Origin of the sequence: Lysinibacillus sp. NPDC097214 (assembly GCF_050277945.1) — a bacterium.
In the GTDB taxonomy this organism is placed as follows: domain Bacteria; phylum Bacillota; class Bacilli; order Bacillales_A; family Planococcaceae; genus Lysinibacillus; species Lysinibacillus xylanilyticus_B.
Window position 1 is genome coordinate 413,858 of the sequence record NZ_JBNNSS010000003.1, and the last position, 18,738, is coordinate 432,595.

Annotated in this window: 18 protein-coding genes; 17 read left to right on the top strand and 1 reads right to left on the bottom strand. The window is 37.3% G+C overall.

Annotated features, from left to right (window positions below):
• Positions 1-19 precede the first annotated feature (19 nt).
• The 14 genes from ACQKMI_RS09175 (at position 20) to ACQKMI_RS09240 (ending at position 15,007) form a co-directional block, all read left to right on the top strand.
• The gene (locus ACQKMI_RS09175) at positions 20-1,228 is read left to right on the top strand and encodes an ATP-grasp domain-containing protein (RefSeq protein ID WP_427488237.1); all 1,209 of its coding nucleotides are present in this window, start codon (positions 20-22) and stop codon (positions 1,226-1,228) included.
• Positions 1,229-1,265: 37 nt separating this feature from the next.
• Positions 1,266-2,375 (top strand): DegT/DnrJ/EryC1/StrS family aminotransferase, encoded by a 1,110-nt coding sequence (locus ACQKMI_RS09180; RefSeq protein ID WP_427488238.1) that lies wholly within the window; start codon positions 1,266-1,268, stop codon positions 2,373-2,375.
• Positions 2,376-2,388: 13 nt separating this feature from the next.
• Complete coding sequence (locus tag ACQKMI_RS09185) at positions 2,389-3,105, top strand: WbqC family protein (RefSeq protein ID WP_427488433.1); 717 nt, start codon at positions 2,389-2,391, stop codon at positions 3,103-3,105.
• A gap of 106 nt (positions 3,106-3,211) precedes the next feature.
• Positions 3,212-4,102, top strand: a complete 891-nt coding sequence (gene rfbA / locus ACQKMI_RS09190) for a glucose-1-phosphate thymidylyltransferase RfbA (RefSeq protein WP_427488239.1) — start codon at positions 3,212-3,214, stop codon at positions 4,100-4,102.
• A 44-nt stretch (positions 4,103-4,146) separates the two neighbouring features.
• On the top strand, positions 4,147-5,145 hold the full coding sequence (rfbB, locus tag ACQKMI_RS09195; RefSeq protein ID WP_427488240.1) for a dTDP-glucose 4,6-dehydratase: 999 nt from the start codon (positions 4,147-4,149) through the stop codon (positions 5,143-5,145).
• A 288-nt stretch (positions 5,146-5,433) separates the two neighbouring features.
• Positions 5,434-6,231, top strand: a complete 798-nt coding sequence (locus ACQKMI_RS09200; RefSeq protein ID WP_427414879.1) for a TIGR00282 family metallophosphoesterase — start codon at positions 5,434-5,436, stop codon at positions 6,229-6,231.
• Between the two features lie 845 nt (positions 6,232-7,076).
• A complete protein-coding gene (locus tag ACQKMI_RS09205; protein ID WP_053594284.1) occupies positions 7,077-7,343 on the top strand; it encodes a stage V sporulation protein S in 267 nt (88 codons plus the stop codon).
• A gap of 311 nt (positions 7,344-7,654) precedes the next feature.
• Positions 7,655-9,394: a 2-oxoacid:acceptor oxidoreductase subunit alpha gene (locus tag ACQKMI_RS09210; protein WP_427488241.1), complete on the top strand. Its 1,740-nt coding sequence runs from the start codon at positions 7,655-7,657 to the stop codon at positions 9,392-9,394.
• Positions 9,394-10,260, top strand: coding sequence for a 2-oxoacid:ferredoxin oxidoreductase subunit beta (locus ACQKMI_RS09215; RefSeq protein WP_427488242.1), 867 nt, complete (start codon positions 9,394-9,396; stop codon positions 10,258-10,260). Before ACQKMI_RS09210 ends, ACQKMI_RS09215 begins: the two co-directional genes overlap by 1 nt.
• Positions 10,261-10,746: 486 nt before the next feature.
• Positions 10,747-11,454 carry a lantibiotic protection ABC transporter ATP-binding protein gene (locus tag ACQKMI_RS09220; protein ID WP_427488243.1) on the top strand — a complete coding sequence of 236 codons (708 nt, stop codon included), beginning with the start codon at positions 10,747-10,749 and terminating at the stop codon, positions 11,452-11,454.
• A 1-nt stretch (position 11,455) separates the two neighbouring features.
• A complete protein-coding gene (locus ACQKMI_RS09225; protein WP_427488244.1) occupies positions 11,456-12,184 on the top strand; it encodes a lantibiotic immunity ABC transporter MutE/EpiE family permease subunit in 729 nt (242 codons plus the stop codon).
• Positions 12,185-12,187: 3 nt separating this feature from the next.
• Positions 12,188-12,943: a lantibiotic immunity ABC transporter MutG family permease subunit gene (locus ACQKMI_RS09230; protein ID WP_427488245.1), complete on the top strand. Its 756-nt coding sequence runs from the start codon at positions 12,188-12,190 to the stop codon at positions 12,941-12,943.
• A 28-nt stretch (positions 12,944-12,971) separates the two neighbouring features.
• Positions 12,972-13,634 carry a response regulator transcription factor gene (locus ACQKMI_RS09235; RefSeq protein ID WP_427488246.1) on the top strand — a complete coding sequence of 221 codons (663 nt, stop codon included), beginning with the start codon at positions 12,972-12,974 and terminating at the stop codon, positions 13,632-13,634.
• Positions 13,622-15,007, top strand: a complete 1,386-nt coding sequence (locus tag ACQKMI_RS09240) for a sensor histidine kinase (protein WP_427488247.1) — start codon at positions 13,622-13,624, stop codon at positions 15,005-15,007. Before ACQKMI_RS09235 ends, ACQKMI_RS09240 begins: the two co-directional genes overlap by 13 nt.
• A gap of 200 nt (positions 15,008-15,207) precedes the next feature.
• On the opposite strand, the gene ACQKMI_RS09245 is transcribed toward ACQKMI_RS09240, so the two are convergent.
• Positions 15,208-15,819 (bottom strand): hypothetical protein, encoded by a 612-nt coding sequence (locus tag ACQKMI_RS09245; protein WP_427488248.1) that lies wholly within the window; start codon positions 15,817-15,819, stop codon positions 15,208-15,210.
• Positions 15,820-16,084: 265 nt separating this feature from the next.
• On the opposite strand from ACQKMI_RS09245, the gene ACQKMI_RS09250 reads away from it, so the two are divergent.
• The 3 genes from ACQKMI_RS09250 (at position 16,085) to ACQKMI_RS09260 (ending at position 18,620) form a co-directional block, all read left to right on the top strand.
• Entirely contained in the window at positions 16,085-16,456 is a 372-nt protein-coding gene (locus tag ACQKMI_RS09250) for a 2-oxoglutarate ferredoxin oxidoreductase subunit beta (protein ID WP_427416463.1), read from the top strand.
• Between the two features lie 249 nt (positions 16,457-16,705).
• On the top strand, positions 16,706-17,794 hold the full coding sequence (locus ACQKMI_RS09255) for an ABC transporter substrate-binding protein (RefSeq protein ID WP_427488249.1): 1,089 nt from the start codon (positions 16,706-16,708) through the stop codon (positions 17,792-17,794).
• Complete coding sequence (locus ACQKMI_RS09260) at positions 17,784-18,620, top strand: alkaline phosphatase family protein (RefSeq protein ID WP_427488250.1); 837 nt, start codon at positions 17,784-17,786, stop codon at positions 18,618-18,620. The genes ACQKMI_RS09255 and ACQKMI_RS09260 overlap by 11 nt, the downstream gene beginning before the upstream one ends.
• Positions 18,621-18,738 lie beyond the last annotated feature (118 nt).

The following is an 18,738-nucleotide window of genomic DNA, read 5'->3' on the forward strand; positions in this document are numbered from 1 at the left end:
TTAAAGAGGGGGGAACAAGATGAAAAAACTATTAGTGCTCGGTGGAGATTACTCTCAAATTCCAGCTATAAAAAAAGCAAAAGAAATGGGGTGTTTTGTAATTGCGTGTGACTATTCAGAACATAACCCAGGACACCAGTATGCGCATGCGTATTACAATATCGATTATTCCGATAAAGAAGCCGTCTTAGCTTTAGCAAAATCATTAAAAGTTGATGGGATCATTTGTTTTGCGGCAGATGCAGCGGCACCGACAGTCGCCTATGTTGCAGAGAAGTTAGGATTGATGTCAAATCCATATGATTCTGTAGAAATCGTTTCTCATAAAGATCAATTCAGGGCATTTCTACAAGCGAATAATTTTAAAGTTCCCAGGGCACAAGGCTATCATACACTTGAACAGGCGAAAACAGATTTTCATCATTTTACAATGCCTGTGATGATAAAACCAGTAGACTCATCTGCCAGTAGGGGGGTTTCGAAAATAAGTACAATAGACCTTCTTCAAGAGGCCATTGAAAATGCACTAAAATTTTCAAAAGACAAACGTTTTATTATGGAAGAATATATTGAACATATTGGTTATCAGGTTGAAGGAGATGTCTTTTCTGTAAATGGCAAACTGGTATTTAGCTGTTTTGCCAATGGTCATTTTGTATCTGAATCATTAAATCCTGTAAATCCATTTGTGCCAATAGGTCCGAGTTGGCCATGCAATATGCCGGTGCATATACAACAAAAGATTCATGAGGAAATACAACGATTATTAAAGAAACTTCAAATGAAAACTGGAGCCTATAATTTTGACATACAAGTTGACGACTTGGAAAATGTTTATTTTTTAGACATGGGTGCCCGAAATGGTGGTCATTTGATTCCTGATGTCACAAAATATGCAACTGGTGTAGATATGATTGAATTCTCGATTAAAGCTGCATTAGGTGAAGACTGTAGTGATTTAACGATGATCGAACCAAAAGGATATTGGTCCTCTTATTTAATTAATAGTCAGAAAAGTGGGATTTTTAAAGGGGTTGAAATTGATGATGAATTTTTAAGAAAAAATGTTGTTGAATATGAAGTCACTACAAATATAGATGAATCTGTTTCTGCTTATACAGGTTCAAACGAGAAAGTGGGGACAATGGTCTTAAAATTTTCATCGATGACAGAAATGTTAGAGAAAATGGATAATATAACAAACTGGGTGAAGGTCATCGTTGAATAGTTAATGAAAAATATCTAAATTTAAGAAGGATGAGCCTATGAAACCAATTCACGTAACACAAACATCAATGCCTAGTTTTGAAGAATATACAGAAATGATTAGAGAGTTATGGGATAGTCATTGGTTAACGAATATGGGGGTCAAACATCAACAATTAGAATTTGAGTTGAAACGGTATTTACAAACTCCGAATATAACATTATTTACAAATGGACATTTAGCTTTAGAGAACGCCATCAAAGCTTTTCAATTAACAGGGGAAGTGATTACTACTCCCTTTACTTTTGCGTCTACAACACATGCAATTGTAAGAAATGGGTTGAAACCGATTTTCTGTGATATAAATCCCTATGATTACACGATACAAACGGACATGCTAGAGAGTTTGATAACAGATAAAACATCGGCTATTATACCGGTTCATGTTTACGGAAATATTTGTAATGTACATGAAATTGATAGAATAGCAAAAAAATATAATCTTAAGGTTATATATGATGCCGCCCATGCTTTCGGGGTTTCTTTCGATGGTGAAGGGGTAGCAAACTTCGGCGATGCTTCTATGTTCAGTTTCCATGCTACAAAAGTTTTCAATACAATTGAAGGTGGAGCGTTAACTTTCAAGGATTCTAGTTTAGAAAATGTATTAAATGCTTATAAAAACTTCGGTATTACTGGACAAGAAACCGTAGATTATGTTGGTGGGAATGCTAAGATGAATGAATTTCAGGCGGCCATGGGCCTATGTAACCTCCGAAATGTAGATCAGGAGATTGCTAAAAGGAAGGCAGTATTTGAGCGATATTTGGAAAACCTGCGTGATATTAAAGGGATTAAACTATCTCAGGCTCAGATTGGTGTGAAAAGTAATTATGCATACTTTCCTGTTGTATTTGATGGGTTTCAACTTACCCGAGATGAAGTTCATGCCGCATTAAAGAATGAAAATATTTTCTCTCGAAAGTATTTTTATCCTTTAACAAATAGTTTGGAATGCTATCAAGAAAGGTTTTCTCCTGAAGAGACACCTGTTGCCAAATATATAGCAGAAAGAGTCTTAACGCTTCCGCTTTACGCAGATTTAAAGCTAGAAGAAATTGATAGAGTCTGCGGAATTATAAAAGCTAAAGCTACTAGTTTTCATTAAATCCTTGGAAGGAATGTTAAGAATGAAAGTAGCGCTCATGCAACCTTATTTTTTTCCGTATTTAGGTTATTACCAACTCATCAATTCAGTAGATGAATTTGTTGTTTTTGATAATGCTCAATATGTTAGAAGAAGCTGGATGAATAGAAATAGAATATTAAATGACCATAAAGAAAGTTCTTTTGTGACTGTCCCTGTAAGTAAAGCCCCTAGAGAAACTAAAATTAAAGATATCATCATAAATAATAATACGAATTGGCAAGAGAAAATTTTTCACCAATTATTATATTATAAAAATGCTCCGTACTATAATAATGTTTTAGATTTCTTGAATTCATGTTTACTAAATTGTAACAGTAATTTAAGTGAATTTAATACATTTCTTCTAAAGAAAACATGCACACTATTGAATATAGATACAAATATAACCATTTTATCGCAAAGATTCCCCCATATTGACAGTGCCGACGCAGCCGATGAATGGGGCATTGAGGTAGGTAAAGCATTGAATGCTACCGAATATATAAATGCCATTGGTGGTAAAGAATTTTATAATCGACAAAAATATAAAGATAATGACTTGGACATTAAATTCATTCATCCAATACTAACTCCTTACAAGCAATTTAGAAATAATTTTATGCCAGGTCTTTCAATCATTGATGTAATGATGTTTAACGATATAAACATCATTAAAAATATGCTAGAAAGTCAGGAATTGATTGGATAAATAAAGCATTGAAAAAGATCTTAGCTACCCCAACCTATGTAAGTCTAGAAGATGTCGGACGAATTCGTTGGATTATTAAAGACCTAGATGAAGAGGTGAATATCAGATGAAAGGTATTATTTTAGCTGGAGGTTCAGGTACTCGACTTTATCCCCTGACGAAATCTGTTTCTAAACAAATGTTACCTATTTATGATAAACCGATGATTTATTATCCGCTATCCGTATTAATGCTTGCGGGCATAAAAGAAATACTGATAATTTCTACTTCTAGAGATATCGGAGGATTCAAAGAACTTTTAGGAGATGGCTGTAAGTTAGGGATGAACTTTGAATACGCTGTACAAGAAAATCCTAATGGTCTTGCGGAGGCTTTTATAATTGGAGAAGGGTTTATAGGTGATTCATCAGTTGCATTAGTTCTAGGCGATAACATATTTTATGGTTCTAATTTGAGTAATCGCTTAATCGAAGCAGCGTCTTTATCGACCGGAGGCATTATTTTTGGATGTTATGTGAATGATCCAAGGGCCTACGGTGTAGTAGAGGTAGATGAGCACATGAATGCTATATCAATAGAAGAAAAACCGGAATTCCCTAAATCCTCCTACGCAGTCCCAGGGTTGTATTTTTTTGATAATAAAGTAGTAGATATCGCAAAAAGCGTAAAGCCTTCAGCACGAGGTGAAGTAGAAATTACATCCATTATAGATGTATATCTGCAAAGAGGTGAACTAAAAGTAGAGCTTACAGGTAGAGGCTTGGCGTGGTTAGATACAGGTACTCATGAGTCATTACTTGAGGCGTCAAACTTTGTAGAGGCTATACAAAAAAGGCAAGGGCTATATATTGCTTGCATTGAAGAAATAGCATTCAGAAGAGGATATATATCAAAGAAACAGTTATTAGATCTTGCGCAACCTCTACTGAAGACAGAGTATGGTAAATATTTGGTTGAAGTTTCTCATTCTTTAAACAACTCTCATGTGACAATGTAGAGTTTTTTTATTTCAGTCGAATACGTTTAATAGAGGTGAGACAGATGGCAAAGAAAAAAATTTTGGTTACTGGTGGAGCAGGGTTTATTGGTGGAAACTTTGTTCAATACATGGTTAAAAAGTACCCTGAGTATGCAATTTATAATGTAGATGTATTAACATATGCAGGTGATTTAACGAAACACCGTGATATAGAAAAAATGGGGAATTATCATTTTGTTAAAGCAGATATTGTAGATTATGATGTAATTATTTCTTTATTTGAGAAAGAAAAGTTTGATTATGTTGTGCATTTTGCAGCTGAAAGTCATGTAGATCGTTCCATTACAAATCCTGCGATATTTGTCTCTACGAATGTACAAGGAACACAGGTGTTATTGAATGCTGCACGACAAGTAGGAATTAGTAAATTTGTTCATGTCTCTACAGATGAAGTATACGGTGAATTGGATTTTGATCCAACAACTTTTTTTACTGAAGAAACACCGTTACAACCAAAAAGTCCATATAGTGCAAGTAAAGCTTCCTCTGATTTTTTAGTACAAGCGTATCACCATACTTATGGAGTGCCTATTAATATTACACGATGTTCTAACAATTATGGGCCTTATCACTTCCCAGAAAAATTAATTCCTTTAACGATTACGCGTATATTAAATGAAGAAAAGGTTCCTATATATGGTGATGGTCAAAACATTCGTGATTGGTTACACGTGTTTGATCATTGTGCTGCCATTGATTTAGTTTTACATGAAGGTGTAAATGGAGAAGTATATAATGTTGGTGGGCATAATGAACGTACGAATTTAGAAGTAGTTAAAACTATAATTCGTACATTAGGAAAATCAGAAGCATTAATAGAGTTTGTAGCAGACCGTTTAGGACATGATAAGCGATATGCAATTAATGCAACAAAATTAGAACAATTAGGTTGGCAACCGATATATACTTTTGAAACTGGAATTGCTCAAACGATTCAATGGTACATGGAAAACAAAGAATGGTGGGAGCAAATTATTAATGGGGAATATCAAAATATGTAGGAGATGACCTCAACCTCTTCATCTAAAATCACCCCAAAATAGTATATGAGAAGATGTTGTAATCGTTTTGAAGGCGATTAATCAAATAAAAAACGGCTCTTCATTAAAATATTAGCTTTGATCATAATCGTAAATTATAAAAATATTATGTCCTTGCATCGTTACAATCACAATGAAATAAGCCTGTACAAAACGCAAACTCAAAGAGGCTTGCGTTTTATTTTGCGATTTACTAGGATTAGGTGGTAAACTAAAAGATGCTAATTAAAGAAAGTGTGGTCTTGAAAAATGAAAGTTTTATTTATAGGTGATATTGTAGGTTCAATCGGCCGAGATGCAGTGGAAAAATATTTACCACGCTTAAAGAAAAAATATAACACAGATGTTGTTATTGCCAATGGTGAAAATGCAGCAGCAGGACGTGGAATTACACGTAATATTTATAATGACCTATTGCAAATGGGTGTAGATGTTATTACGATGGGTAATCATACTTGGGATAATAAAGATATTTTTGATTTTATAGATGATGCAGATTATTTAATACGCCCTGCAAACTTTTCAAGTGATGCCCCAGGTAAAGGTATGGTGCAAATTTCTAAAAACGGTGTAACGCTATCCGTTATTAATTTACATGGACGAGTATTTTTACCTCCTCATGAGGATCCGTTTGCGATGGCAGAGCAATTAATCGAAGAAGCACATAAAACGTCACCGCTTGTATTCGTGGATTTTCATGCAGAAGCGACAAGTGAAAAAATTGCCCTTGGATGGCACTTAGATGGAAAGGCCTCGGCAGTCGTTGGTACACATACACATGTGCAAACAGCTGATGCACGTATTTACCCAAATGGAACAGCCTATATTACGGACGTTGGTATGACAGGTCCATACGATGAAATTTTAGGGATGACAAAGGAAAGTGTCATTTATAAATTCCAAACAAATATGCCATCTCGTTTTGAAGTGCCTAAAAAAGGACGCGATGTGTTAAGTGGTTTCTTTGTAGACATTGATGATAAAACAGGAAAAGCTCGTCATTGTGAGCGAGTTTATATAAACGAAGATTACCCGTTCCAAGCATAAGAAGAGAAACTATTGTGTATAAAAAAATGCACAATAGTTTTTTGTTTTGAAAATTTGTTAATTCAATGAAATTAAAGCATCATAATAAAATATGACGCTTCGGCAAAACGAGGGGTTGATTTCCGCTCCGACTGGGCGCGTCCGATGGGCCGCTTCACTCGCTTTGCTCGCTCTAGGGTCTCACCTGTGACGCTAATCCCCGAGGAGTCGCCCAGTCTCCACTCCAATCAACCTCTTCACTTTGCTTGTATTTAATCGTCTTAACTGTTATAAGTTTCTATTCTGAAGAGAGTAACCATTTAGGTTCACTTTTGAAATACTTAAATTTTATAAAAGTTCTACACTATTGTTGATTGTAGTGGAAGGCTACCCGACTCCCGTGGGATAGCGAGACAGGCGAGACCCTGAGGCCAACATGATGTTGGTCACGAAGGCATTGTCACAGGACGTGACGCATTTAGCCTTCGTTCCATTAGCGGAGGAAGCGGCTCGACGCTCGCCCACAGGAAGCTCTGCTCTGCGCGAAAGCGAAGCGTCAGCGGCAAATGTTTTATCTGTGCGAAAGCGTAGCGACAGCAACAAAGCGAGTAGCCTGGAACGGAAATCATCCCCTCGTTTTGCAAAGGAGCCCAAGTTATTTAAAAGGGCACCTTTATTTCATTGACAAAGTAATTTTCTAGTATAAATTTTCAGTCTTTTTAGTTTATTTCAATATATAAGAAATGAAAGTAGTCTATTTCCTTCTCGCCGAGCATAAAATGACCTATCGACAATAACTTAGGGTCCAAAAGGGGGACATGAGTTGTTGAGCGTAAACACTATTCGCGAAACGGGGAGGAATAATTGTGGATTCATTAAAAGTATCGTCACGCTCTAATCCAAATTCAGTTGCAGGTGCATTAGTCGCGGTAATCAGAGAAAAAGGGCAAGCAGAAATGCAGGCAGTTGGGGCAGGTGCACTTAACCAAGCCGTGAAAGCAGTGGCCATTGCACGCGGATTTGTAGCGCCAAGTGGCACAGATTTAATTTGCGCACCGGCGTTTGCCGATATTTTAATTGCTGGTGAGGAACGTACAGCTTTAAAGCTTCTTGTAGAAAAACGTACTCGATAAAAAAGTTATGAAGTAAAATGCCTTGCACATAATAAGCTGCAAGGCATTTTTGCGTTTATATAGACAATAAGGATATCAGGAAGAGAATCCCTCATGCTCTACATACTAACATGTTAAATGTCACTTGAAATCAACAAGTTAATTTTTTAAACTTAAGTGATTTGATAATTACAACTTTATGAACGACGTTTTCAGTCAAAGGTCTGAATTTCGCTGAAATCGCGTAATAACAATAGTGCAGACCGTTTCTTCGTGTTAAACTTATGAAGGAAAAATAATAGTATATACATTGGATCTAAGGAGTTGTTGACATGTTACATCAGCTTTCATGGAAAGTCGGTGGGCAACAGGGTGAAGGGATTGAAAGTACAGGGGAAATCTTCTCAACGGCAATGAATCGTTTAGGATACTTCCTATACGGTTATCGTCATTTCTCTTCTCGAATTAAAGGTGGCCATACCAATAATAAAATTACAGTTCGTCCAACAGAAGTACGTTCAATTGCGGATGATTTAGATATTTTAGTAGCGTTCGATCAAGAAACAATCGATGTCAATTATAAAGAGTTAACAGAAAGTGGCATTATTTTAGCGGATTCAAAATTTGATCCAGTGAAGCCAGAAGATTCAAAAGCACCATTATTTGCGGTACCTTTTACAGAAGTGGCTGCAGAGCTTGGCACTTCGTTGATGAAAAATATGGTGGCAATCGGGGCAACAGCTTCATTGCTAAATTTAGAGGACGAAGTGTTCCAAAATGTTGTAGACGATATTTTTGGTAAAAAAGGTGAAGAAGTTGTTCAGAAAAACATGGAAGCCATTACACGCGGCCGTGAATTAATGAATGAGCTTTTAGGCGATCGTGTAGGTGAATGGGCTTTAGTACCAGCAGATGGTAAACGCCGTATGTTCATGATTGGGAACGATGCAATAGCACTTGGTGCACTTGCAGCTGGGACACGCTTAATGGCAGCTTACCCAATTACACCGGCTTCTGAGATTATGGAATACCTTATAAAAAAATTACCGAATTTCGGTGGTACGGTTATTCAAACAGAAGACGAAATTGCTGCAGCGACAATGGCAATTGGGGCAAACTTTGGTGGGGTTCGTGCCTTTACAGCTTCAGCTGGTCCTGGTCTTTCATTAATGATGGAAGCAATTGGTCTTTCAGGTATGACAGAGCAGCCACTAGTAGTTGTTGACACACAACGTGGTGGTCCGTCAACAGGGTTACCAACAAAACAAGAGCAATCAGATTTAATGGCGATGTTATATGGTACGCATGGTGAAATTCCTAAAGTAGTGATTGCACCTTCTACAATGGAGGAAGCATTCTTTGACACAATCCAAGCGTTTAACATTGCGGAGGAATTACAATTACCAGTTATTTTAATGACTGACTTGCAATTATCTTTAGGGAAACAATCTGTCGAGCCATTCGATTACAATAAAATAGAAATTCGCCGCGGTAAAATTGTTACTGATGATATTGAAGCAGCGGCTGATAAAGCATACTTCAAACGTTATGAGAATACGGAAGACGGTATTTCACCGCGTGTGCTACCGGGTGCATTAAACGGTATTCACCATGTAACAGGGGTTGAGCACGATGAAACAGGTAAGCCATCTGAAGCATCTGGTAACCGTCAAGTACAAATGGATAAACGTTTCCGCAAGCTAGCGGCATTGAAATTTGATAATCCAGTATTTTCAAATACGCCACACGAAGAAGCGGATATTTTATTAGTCGGCTTTAACTCAACACGTGGAGCTATTGAAGAAGTACAAGAACGATTAAATGCTCAAGGTATGAAGGTGAATCATGCACATATTCGTTTAATTCACCCATTCCCATCTGCTGAAGTGGCACCACTTGTAGCAAAAGCGAAAAAAGTAATCGTTGTAGAAAATAACTACACAGGTCAGTTAGCAAATATTATGAAGATGAATATCGGTGGTCACGATAAAATCGAGACGATCACAAAATATAATGGTACACCATTCTTGCCAGGTGAATTAGAAAATCGTGTGAAGGAGTTGACTCGCTAATGGCAACATTTAAGGATTTTCGTAATACAGTGAAACCAAACTGGTGCCCAGGCTGTGGTGACTTCTCTGTACAAGCAGCGATTCAGCGCGCCGCGGCTAATGTTGGTATTGAACCAAACGAATTAGCTGTCATCTCTGGGATCGGCTGTTCTGGTCGTATTTCAGGGTACATTAATTCTTACGGTTTCCACGGTATTCATGGCCGTGCATTACCAATTGCGCAAGGTTTGAAAATGGCTAACCGTGATTTAAACGTTATTGCTTCTGGCGGTGACGGGGATGGCTTTGCGATTGGTATGGGTCATACAATCCATTCCATCCGTCGTAATATTGACATCACGTACGTTGTTATGGATAACCAAATTTATGGTTTAACAAAAGGGCAAACATCTCCACGTTCTGCTGCAGGATTTATTACAAAATCTACGCCAGGTGGTGCGATTGAACCTTCATTAAAACCGTTAGAAGTTGCTTTAACTAGTGGAGCTACATTTGTGGCACAAGGCTTCTCAACAGATATTAAAGAGTTAACAGCTTTAATTGAAGCGGGCATTAATCATAAAGGCTTCTCATTCATCAACGTATTCTCACCTTGTGTTACGTATAACAAAGTGAATACGTATGATTGGTTCAAAGAAAACTTAACGAAGCTTGCTGATATCGAAGGCTACGACAATTCTGACCGTGCTATGGCAATGCGTACAGTGATGGAGCATGAAGGTTTAGTAACAGGTATTATTTATCAAGATACTGAAACAGCTTCCTATCAAGAAAAAGTACAAGGCTACTCAGAGCTACCATTAACGGATATTGATATTAATATGAGCGAAAATGATTTTAATAAATTAGTGAAAGAATTTATGTAAATCAAATTTTATATTGCATGAAAAAAGCATTTGGAATACTTCCAAATGCTTTTCGTGTTTTTAAAAGACTATTATGTTAATGAAATTAAGATGTTAAAACATTGCTGCTGCCGCTTCGCTTTCGCACATTAAAAATCTTGCTGAAGTTTCGTAATGAGTAAATACATACTCCGTGAAGTGGTTGATTGGAGTGGAGACTGAGCGACTCCTCGGGGATCAGCAATAGAGGAACGAAGGCTAAAACCATCACATCCTGTGATAACGCCTTCGTGACCAACATCGTGTTGGCCCGAGACCCTGCAGCGAAGCGAAGCGGCTCATCGGACGCCCCCAGGAAAGCGCTCAGTCGGAACGGAAATCAACCCCTCGTTTTGCAGACCAAATTGACTTTCATAGTGACCATCCACAAAAAAAATTTCGCTATCCTTATAAAATCCTTATAATCATTTTCTACACTATAATCATCGAAAGGGAGATGATTATCAGATGGAAGATATTATTTTACAAACAGAAAATCTTAGTAAAAGCTTTAAGGGGCAAAAAATTGTAGAGGACTTGTCGTTAACGATACCTCGCAATACTGTTTACGGTTTACTAGGTCCTAACGGTGCTGGGAAATCAACAACGTTAAAAATGATAACAGGTATGCTGCGTCCGAATGCAGGAAAGATACTTTTTAATGGACGTGAATGGAATCGTAATGATTTAAAAGACATGGGTGTATTAATTGAAACACCACCGCTTTATGAAAATTTAACGGCAAGAGAAAATCTCAAGGTTCGAACGATTGCTCTCGGATTGCCACAGTCACGTATTGATGAAGTATTAAGAATTGTTGACTTAACTAATACAGGAAAGAAACGAGCTGGACAGTTTTCATTAGGGATGAAACAGCGCCTAGGAATAGCTATTGCGCTATTAAACTATCCAAAGCTTTTAATTCTTGATGAGCCGACAAATGGTCTCGATCCAATTGGCATTCAAGAGCTTCGGAAGCTGATTCGCTCTTTTCCAGAGCAAGGTATTACGGTTATTTTATCTAGCCATATCCTGTCAGAGGTAGAGCTGGTCGTTGATGAAATTGGCATCATCGCGGGAGGGAAAATAGGTTATCAGGGAGTTGCCCCTAAAGGTCAGGAATTAGAATCATTATTTATGCAAGTTGTGTCTGCCAATAGAAAGGCAGGTATGTAACATGATATCAATTATGAAGGCTGAAAGATTAAAGTGGAAAAAGACTTTTATTCCTAAATTAGTTTGGCTAGCGCCCATTGTGGCGATCTTACTACCTGCATTATTAATGGGGGGAAGTTTTTTTCAAAGTGGCGCTTATAATTGGTGGTATACAATGCTCCTGCCGGGTGCACTGACGATTTGTTGTGTATCGGTGATCGAAAAAGATGCTAAATTGAAATACCATAGTATTCTCGCAATGCCGATTGATCTGAAGAAGATTTGGTTTGGCAAAATACTTGCATGTAGTGCCTGGCTGTTATTAATTACACTTATTTTCTTTACAGGTATTACTGCTGGTGGAATACTTTTTGGCAATAGCTATTCTTTCATAAATAGTCTGACGGGTAGTTTATTAATTTTCGTCACGTTTTTATGGCAAATTCCACTTTGTCTATTCCTTGCGGCAAAATTAGGAACTTATATGGCTATTTTCATAAATTTAGTCGGCAATATTGCTGGTATGATCGCATTTGCGAATGAGGATTTTTGGTATAGTGTTCCTTACGCCATTACAGCAAGACTAATTTGTCCAATACTAGAAATTTTACCAAATGGTCTGCCAGTGCCTGAGGGTAGCCCGTTATTAAGCATGGCGGTTATAGTTCCGGGCATTGTAATTGCTTTAGCATGGTTTGCATTAATCAGTTTCCTCACTGCACGTTGGTTTCAGAAAAGGGAGGCGAAATAGTGTATGGTAATGTTAAGATTACTGAGAGCGGAGTTTCTTAAAGTAAAAAGAACACCATTTTTGCTCGCACATCTAATTGTACCTATCATTATTTCAGGGATATTTTTAGCATACTATACTTATTCACCATGGGGTTTTAATGATAGGGTGACGGCTTATCTTCAAGCAGTAGCATGCGGGTTTCCAATTATTATTGGATTAGTTTGTGCAATGGCAGCGGAGCAAGAAGCAACTGCAGGGCATTTTCAGGAGATGCTAACAACTACTAAAACAAAAATAGTGGCCTATTTAAGCAAGTTGCTACTGTTATTGTTATTTAGTTTTGGAGCAATATTACTGTCTTTCGGTATTTTTAGTGTCGGTTTTATTGAACTTTTGCATGAAGATACTTTTGGTTATCAATTTTATTTTATAGCTGGATGTATTCTATTTGTAAGCTTTGCATTTTTATATATTTTACATTTTTTTGTTAGTCTTCATTTTGGTAAAGGTGCCTCAATCGGATTAGGTATTGTGGGATCACTAATAGTAGCCTTATTACTCACTGGATTAGGTGATGGCATTTGGTCATTTATACCTTATGGTTGGGGTGGTCACTTTGTCTCGTTATGGACAATGAAGGCGTCAGGGCTTGACTTATCAACGGTGGAAATAGGACTACAGGAAGGTATTATTGCTTCCGTTTGCGGAACATTGCTAGCGTTAGTTTTATCTTGTTTATGGTTTTGGAAATGGGAAGGAAGAAAGTCTGATAATTAGGGTATGAAGAAATGATGAGGGTAGAAATATGGCGAAAATATTAGCGGTAGATGATGAAAATGGTATTTTAGTATTGATAAAAAATGCATTACTAAAAGATGAACATTTAGTATCGGCAGTCTCTGATGCGACAGAAGTAAGTAAAATGGATCTTGGTGCCTTCGATTTAATTTTATTGGATGTGATGATGCCTGAAATAGATGGATTTACTCTATGTGGCCAAATACGTCATGCCGTAGATTGTCCCATCCTTTTTTTAACGGCTAAATCATTGGAGGGAGATCTAATGTATGGTCTAGGTCTTGGCGCTGATGATTATATTATCAAGCCGTTTGGCATTGGAGAGCTACGTGCAAGAGTGAATGCGCATTTGAGACGCGAAAAAAGAGAAAGACGTAGTATCCTTTTTGTTGATAATATTCACTTCAATCTATCTGGCAAAGAGCTGTTTGTAAATGAGGAGAAGGTAATGCTGACCAAAAGCGAATATGAAATATGCGAATTTCTCGCTCGAAATCGAGGACAGGTGTTTTCGAAAGAAAAGATTTATGAAGTAATATTCGGGTTTGATGGGAAGAGTGACAGTACGGCTATTACTGAACATATTAAAAATATTCGTTCAAAGCTACATACCTTTAATATTGACGCCATTGATACTGTTTGGGGGATCGGATATAAATGGAGACAATAAAGCCTACTAAAGGAACACGGCTACATACTTTTTTTCTTCGATACCTTCTTTTCCTAAGTTTAGGTACCATTCTGTTAGTAGTACTGCTGATCGGTTTAACGATATTTGCCCTTTCTACCAACATCGTATTACCAGCAAATTATGCAGAAACTCAAATTTCATTATCAAGAGATCGGATTGCGTCTAGTAGTACAGTTACAGCTGATATGATCCCAGACCTTGTTGATTACGCAGTCTTTTCTAAAGAAGGTAAACTTCTTGAAGGAAATCTTTCAGAGAAGGAAGCCTCTAAAGCTTGGGATGCAATGAAAAAAGAGCAAACCCATGGTATCGCCCAATTTTACTCGTTTATAGAGCGAGAAAATGAGATTTGTATATTACGGTATTATATATTGCCACAGTATCGTTCGGCTATTATGAGGAAATATTTACCGAATCCACAACTGTTAGACGTCCTATTATTTATTATAGGTATAATAACGCTAGTAACTGTACTTGCTATCCATTTTGGAAGAAAGCTTAAGAAAAAAATGTTTGGCTTGCAGGAAGCGATTGAAAAAATACAAAATCAAAATTTAGATTTTACGATAAACCCTTCTGGAATCCGTGAAATAGATGAAATATCCATTTCTCTTGAACATATGAGAGAGGCTTTAAACAGCTCCTTAAAACAACAATGGGAATCAGAACAGACCCGTAGAGAGCAAATTTCTGCTCTTGCCCACGATCTGAAAACACCTCTTACAATTATTCGGGGGAATGCAGAACTTTTACAGGATACTGATCAAGACGATATACAAAGAGAATATAATGACTATATTTTGAAAAATACAATGGAGATAGAAAAATTCACGAAAGAGCTGATCGATTTATCGAAAATGGAAAAAAGTATCGTTCGTGAAAAAGCGAATGTTAAAACGGATGCATTTATGACAGAAGTAGAAGATCAAATGAGAGCTCTTTCGTTGGAGAAAAAGCTTCAAGTAGATGTCCAAAAGGAAATGTTACCTGAACTTATATTGATCGATGGAGAGCAGTTCTATCGTGCGATGTTAAATGTCATTGCCAATGCTGTGGAGCACACACCTGAAAATGGCAAGGTGACCTTAACTGTTCAAAGTGCTGCTGACTTTATTCAGTTTGCCGTTACCGATAGCGGCTGTGGATTTTCTCCGAAGGATTTAAATGAAGCTACCAAACAGTTTTATCGCGGAGATCCAAGTAGAAATGCAGGAAATCACCATGGGATGGGGCTTTATATTGCCCAATCAATTGCTCAGAGTCATGGTGGAACACTGCAAATTGACAATGATTTAGCAGCTGGTGGAGGAAAAGTGACCATAACAATCCCGATCAATTTCACCTTGACGTAATTGTTGCTGTCGCTACGCTTTCGCGCAGAAAACATTTGCTGCTGACGCTTCACTTTCGGTCCCGTTAAATCAAGCAAAAAAGACAACTCCTACTTAGAGAAGTTGTCTTTATTGCTATCGTTTAAATGAACTATCCAAAGCGCCAGATCAATTTCCCGACACCTCTTTTTTATTATGGGCTTTTGGGGCAGCTTCTTTTATTAAAATTCCGTACTCCATCCTTCATTTTCATTTTCATATAAAAAATTTACAGATGCATGTTCAACCTTCAATTCATGTTGTAAATAATCAATAAAAGATTGAAACACTTCTTCGTTTATTTCTTCTTTTTTGTTAGTTAACCGAATATTAAGCACAGGTTTAGTTCTTGTCGAATATGAAGGCGTAAATGACATACTTTTCGGTTCCCCAAATGTTTTAGTTAGATAACGATTAACTTTTGGTTCTACTTGTTCTATGAATTTTGCTTCTTCTTGAATTGTTATATCATCTTCCATTTGTTTCGTATGTCTATTTTCATAAACCATGAACGTTTTTTGTGTGTCTATATTTAAAATCACTGCAGCATATTCAAAATCAGAGTATTCCTTATCATTATCATAAAGGACATGGGAGATTTCGTAATTCATAGTTGGATATGTCTCTAGTATGTATTGTTCTGCTTGTGAAATTACCTTTTCCTCTTCTTTTTTATCTGGTATCATCGATGCCCTAAAACTAAAAAATGAATAGACAATCCCGAATATTAGTAATATCACTATTCCCCCAATTGAAAAAATGAATATGCTCCAAACTTTTAGCCACTTATTCATCTTATCACCCCCTTTGTTAAGTATATCGATTTTTATCTGACACCCTAGAAGAGCGTCAGCCGGAGCGGAAATCAACCCCTCGTTATGATGGAGAGCCCTTAATTAAATGATTGGTTGACCTAATAATAAAATACCTTTATAGGATTATTTTGGCAAATCTGCTAATATCATTGTTTATTGTTTTTGGTAAAAAGGAAAAAATGGGGAGTGTGTTCGGGCAATAGTATTATAAAAAATGCTACAATAAAAGAAAAAAGAAGAGGCGATGCACGTGGATAACGTCATTGATTTTATTGCAAAGAAAAAAGAACGCGAAGAAAGACAGCGCGCGCAGGATTTAGAAAGGTATGTTGCGACACAATGTAATTTCCATCAACCAGAAAATATTGATGCACTTGTTGAAGGGAAAGTGATTGAGGTCAAAGACCATACGTTGTTTTTAGGTTTTCTCTCAATATTAAAAGATGAAAAAATTGATCCACTTGATATTTTTCAGGATGTATTTACATTAGAACCTTCCCGCTTTGAAATGTCCTACAATATGAGATGGTGGTCAGTTGTACAGCTTGCATTTACATTTTTAACAATTTTAAAGGAAAACGAGCCACATACATATGCAGATTTTCTTGGTTTATAAAATGAATCTAGAGTGTGTGCACGTCTTACAAGGCTACATAAACGTGCACATACAGAACTAGATTCCTTCTTATTTCCCCTAAAACTTTTACGATCCCCCTTTCAATTAATAATTGTTCATAGATTTATAATTCCTTAATAATTTTTACTGAATATTTTAACGTCCTCCATACTTGCTTAATGTTTGTTTTCTATCATAAATGTTGTAAGGCAAATGAAAACAAACATAAACAAATGGAGGTTCCAACTCATGGCAATTCAAAAGTTGTGGAAGAAAGGTCTAATCGGAGCGTTAGCAATTTCAATGTTGGCGGCTTGTTCGGACGGTTCATCTAGTTCTAATGAAGTGAAAAGTGATTTAACGCTTGAAGAGGTTACGAAAAAAGCAAAAGAAGAAGGCACTGTAAATTCCGTCGGTATGCCAGATACGTGGGCTAACTGGGTGGAGACTTGGGATGAGCTTGGTACTGAATATAGCCTTAAACATAAGGACTCAGATATGTCGAGTGCTGAGGAGCTAGCAAAGTTTGAGGCAGAAAAGGATGATGCCACTGCTGATATTGGTGACGTCGGAATTGCTTTTGGACCGATTGCCAAGGACAAAGGTTTAACATTACCTTACAAAACATCTTATTGGGATGAAGTGCCTGAATGGGCAAAGGATGATGAAGGACATTGGATCGTGGGTTACACTGGAACCATTTCATTTTTAACTGATAAAAACAACGTCAAAAATGCCCCGAAATCTTGGGCGGACATTAAAAACGGAGATTACACTGTCAGCATTGGTGATGCTTTAACAGCGAATCAAGCACAGTTTGCTATTTTAGCAGCTGCTATGGCATTTGGTGGCGATGAATCGAATATTCAACCAGGAATAGACTTTTTTGCAGACTTAGCAAAGCAGGGGCGTTTAAAAGGTGATCCATCTGTAGCGAATTTAGAAAAAGGAGAAATTGACGTAGCGATTTTATGGGATTTTAATTCACTCGGCTATCGACACCAAATTGATGAGAAACGTTTTGATGTCGTCATTCCATCAGAAGGCTCTGTAACATCAGGCTATGCAACGATCATTAACAAGTACGCCAAAAATCCTCATGCAGCAATGCTAGCTCGAGAATACATTTTATCAGATGCAGGGCAAGAAAATTTAGCGAAGGGTTATGCTCGTCCGATTCGTGACAAGGTTCAATTGTCTCAAGATGTTCAGAAACTATTATTACCTGCGGACATGTACAAAAATGCACAGCCAGTAAAAGACCAAAAGAAATGGGAAGAAACAACAAAGCAAATTCCACAACTATATCAGGAGCAGGTATTAATTCATGGGCAATAAAAAAGTTGTTTTAATTGTAGTAGATGCACTGCGCTTTGATACAGCCTGTACCCATATGGGATTCATGCACCATTTAGTTGAACGTAAGATTGCAGCACGCTACAAGGTTTGCTCAGAGGTCCCGTCTCTATCAAGACCTTTATATGAAACGATTTTAACGGGGACACCCCCCATTGTACATGGGGTAACGAGCAATATGACAGTACGTTTATCTACGCAAAATAGTCTATTTCATGTAGCGAAAGAAAACGGTTTGTCTACAGCAGCAGCAGCCTATTATTGGGTTAGTGAACTATACAATCGTGCACCATTTGTGCATATGGAGGACAGGCTACAATTAGATACTCAATTGCCGATTGAGAATGGCTTGTTCTATTTTGAAGATCACTATCCAGACAGTCATTTATTTGCTGAAGCTGCATGGCTAATGGATCAAAAGCAACCAGATTTCTTATATATTCATCCGATGAATGTAGATGATGATGGACATAAATTTACAGCTGATTCGGCACAATACCGAAATCGTGTTTTAGCAGTGGATGCATTATTATCTCTATTTATTCCAAAATGTCTTGCGCAGGGCTATGAAGTTATCGTGACAGCAGATCATGGGATGACGAGTGATGGTAATCATGGAGGCACAACAGCTGAAGACCGCCATGTACCAATGTTTGTTATTTCGAATCACGTTAAAGCAGGCATTAAGGATGAGATTGTCTCGCAGTTACAAATTGCTCCGCTGTGCTGTCATTTATTGAATATCGAACCTTCTGATGAAATGGTTCCGTTGTTATTAGAGGGGATGCATTCTTTAAAAAAAGGTTAATGATTATTTATTCAGGTATGTAATTAAACATAAGCAATGTATAAATTGATTAGAGTGAAGGCTGGGCGCGCCCAGGGAAGCGCTCGGCCGGAACGGAAATCAACCCCACGTTATTGTG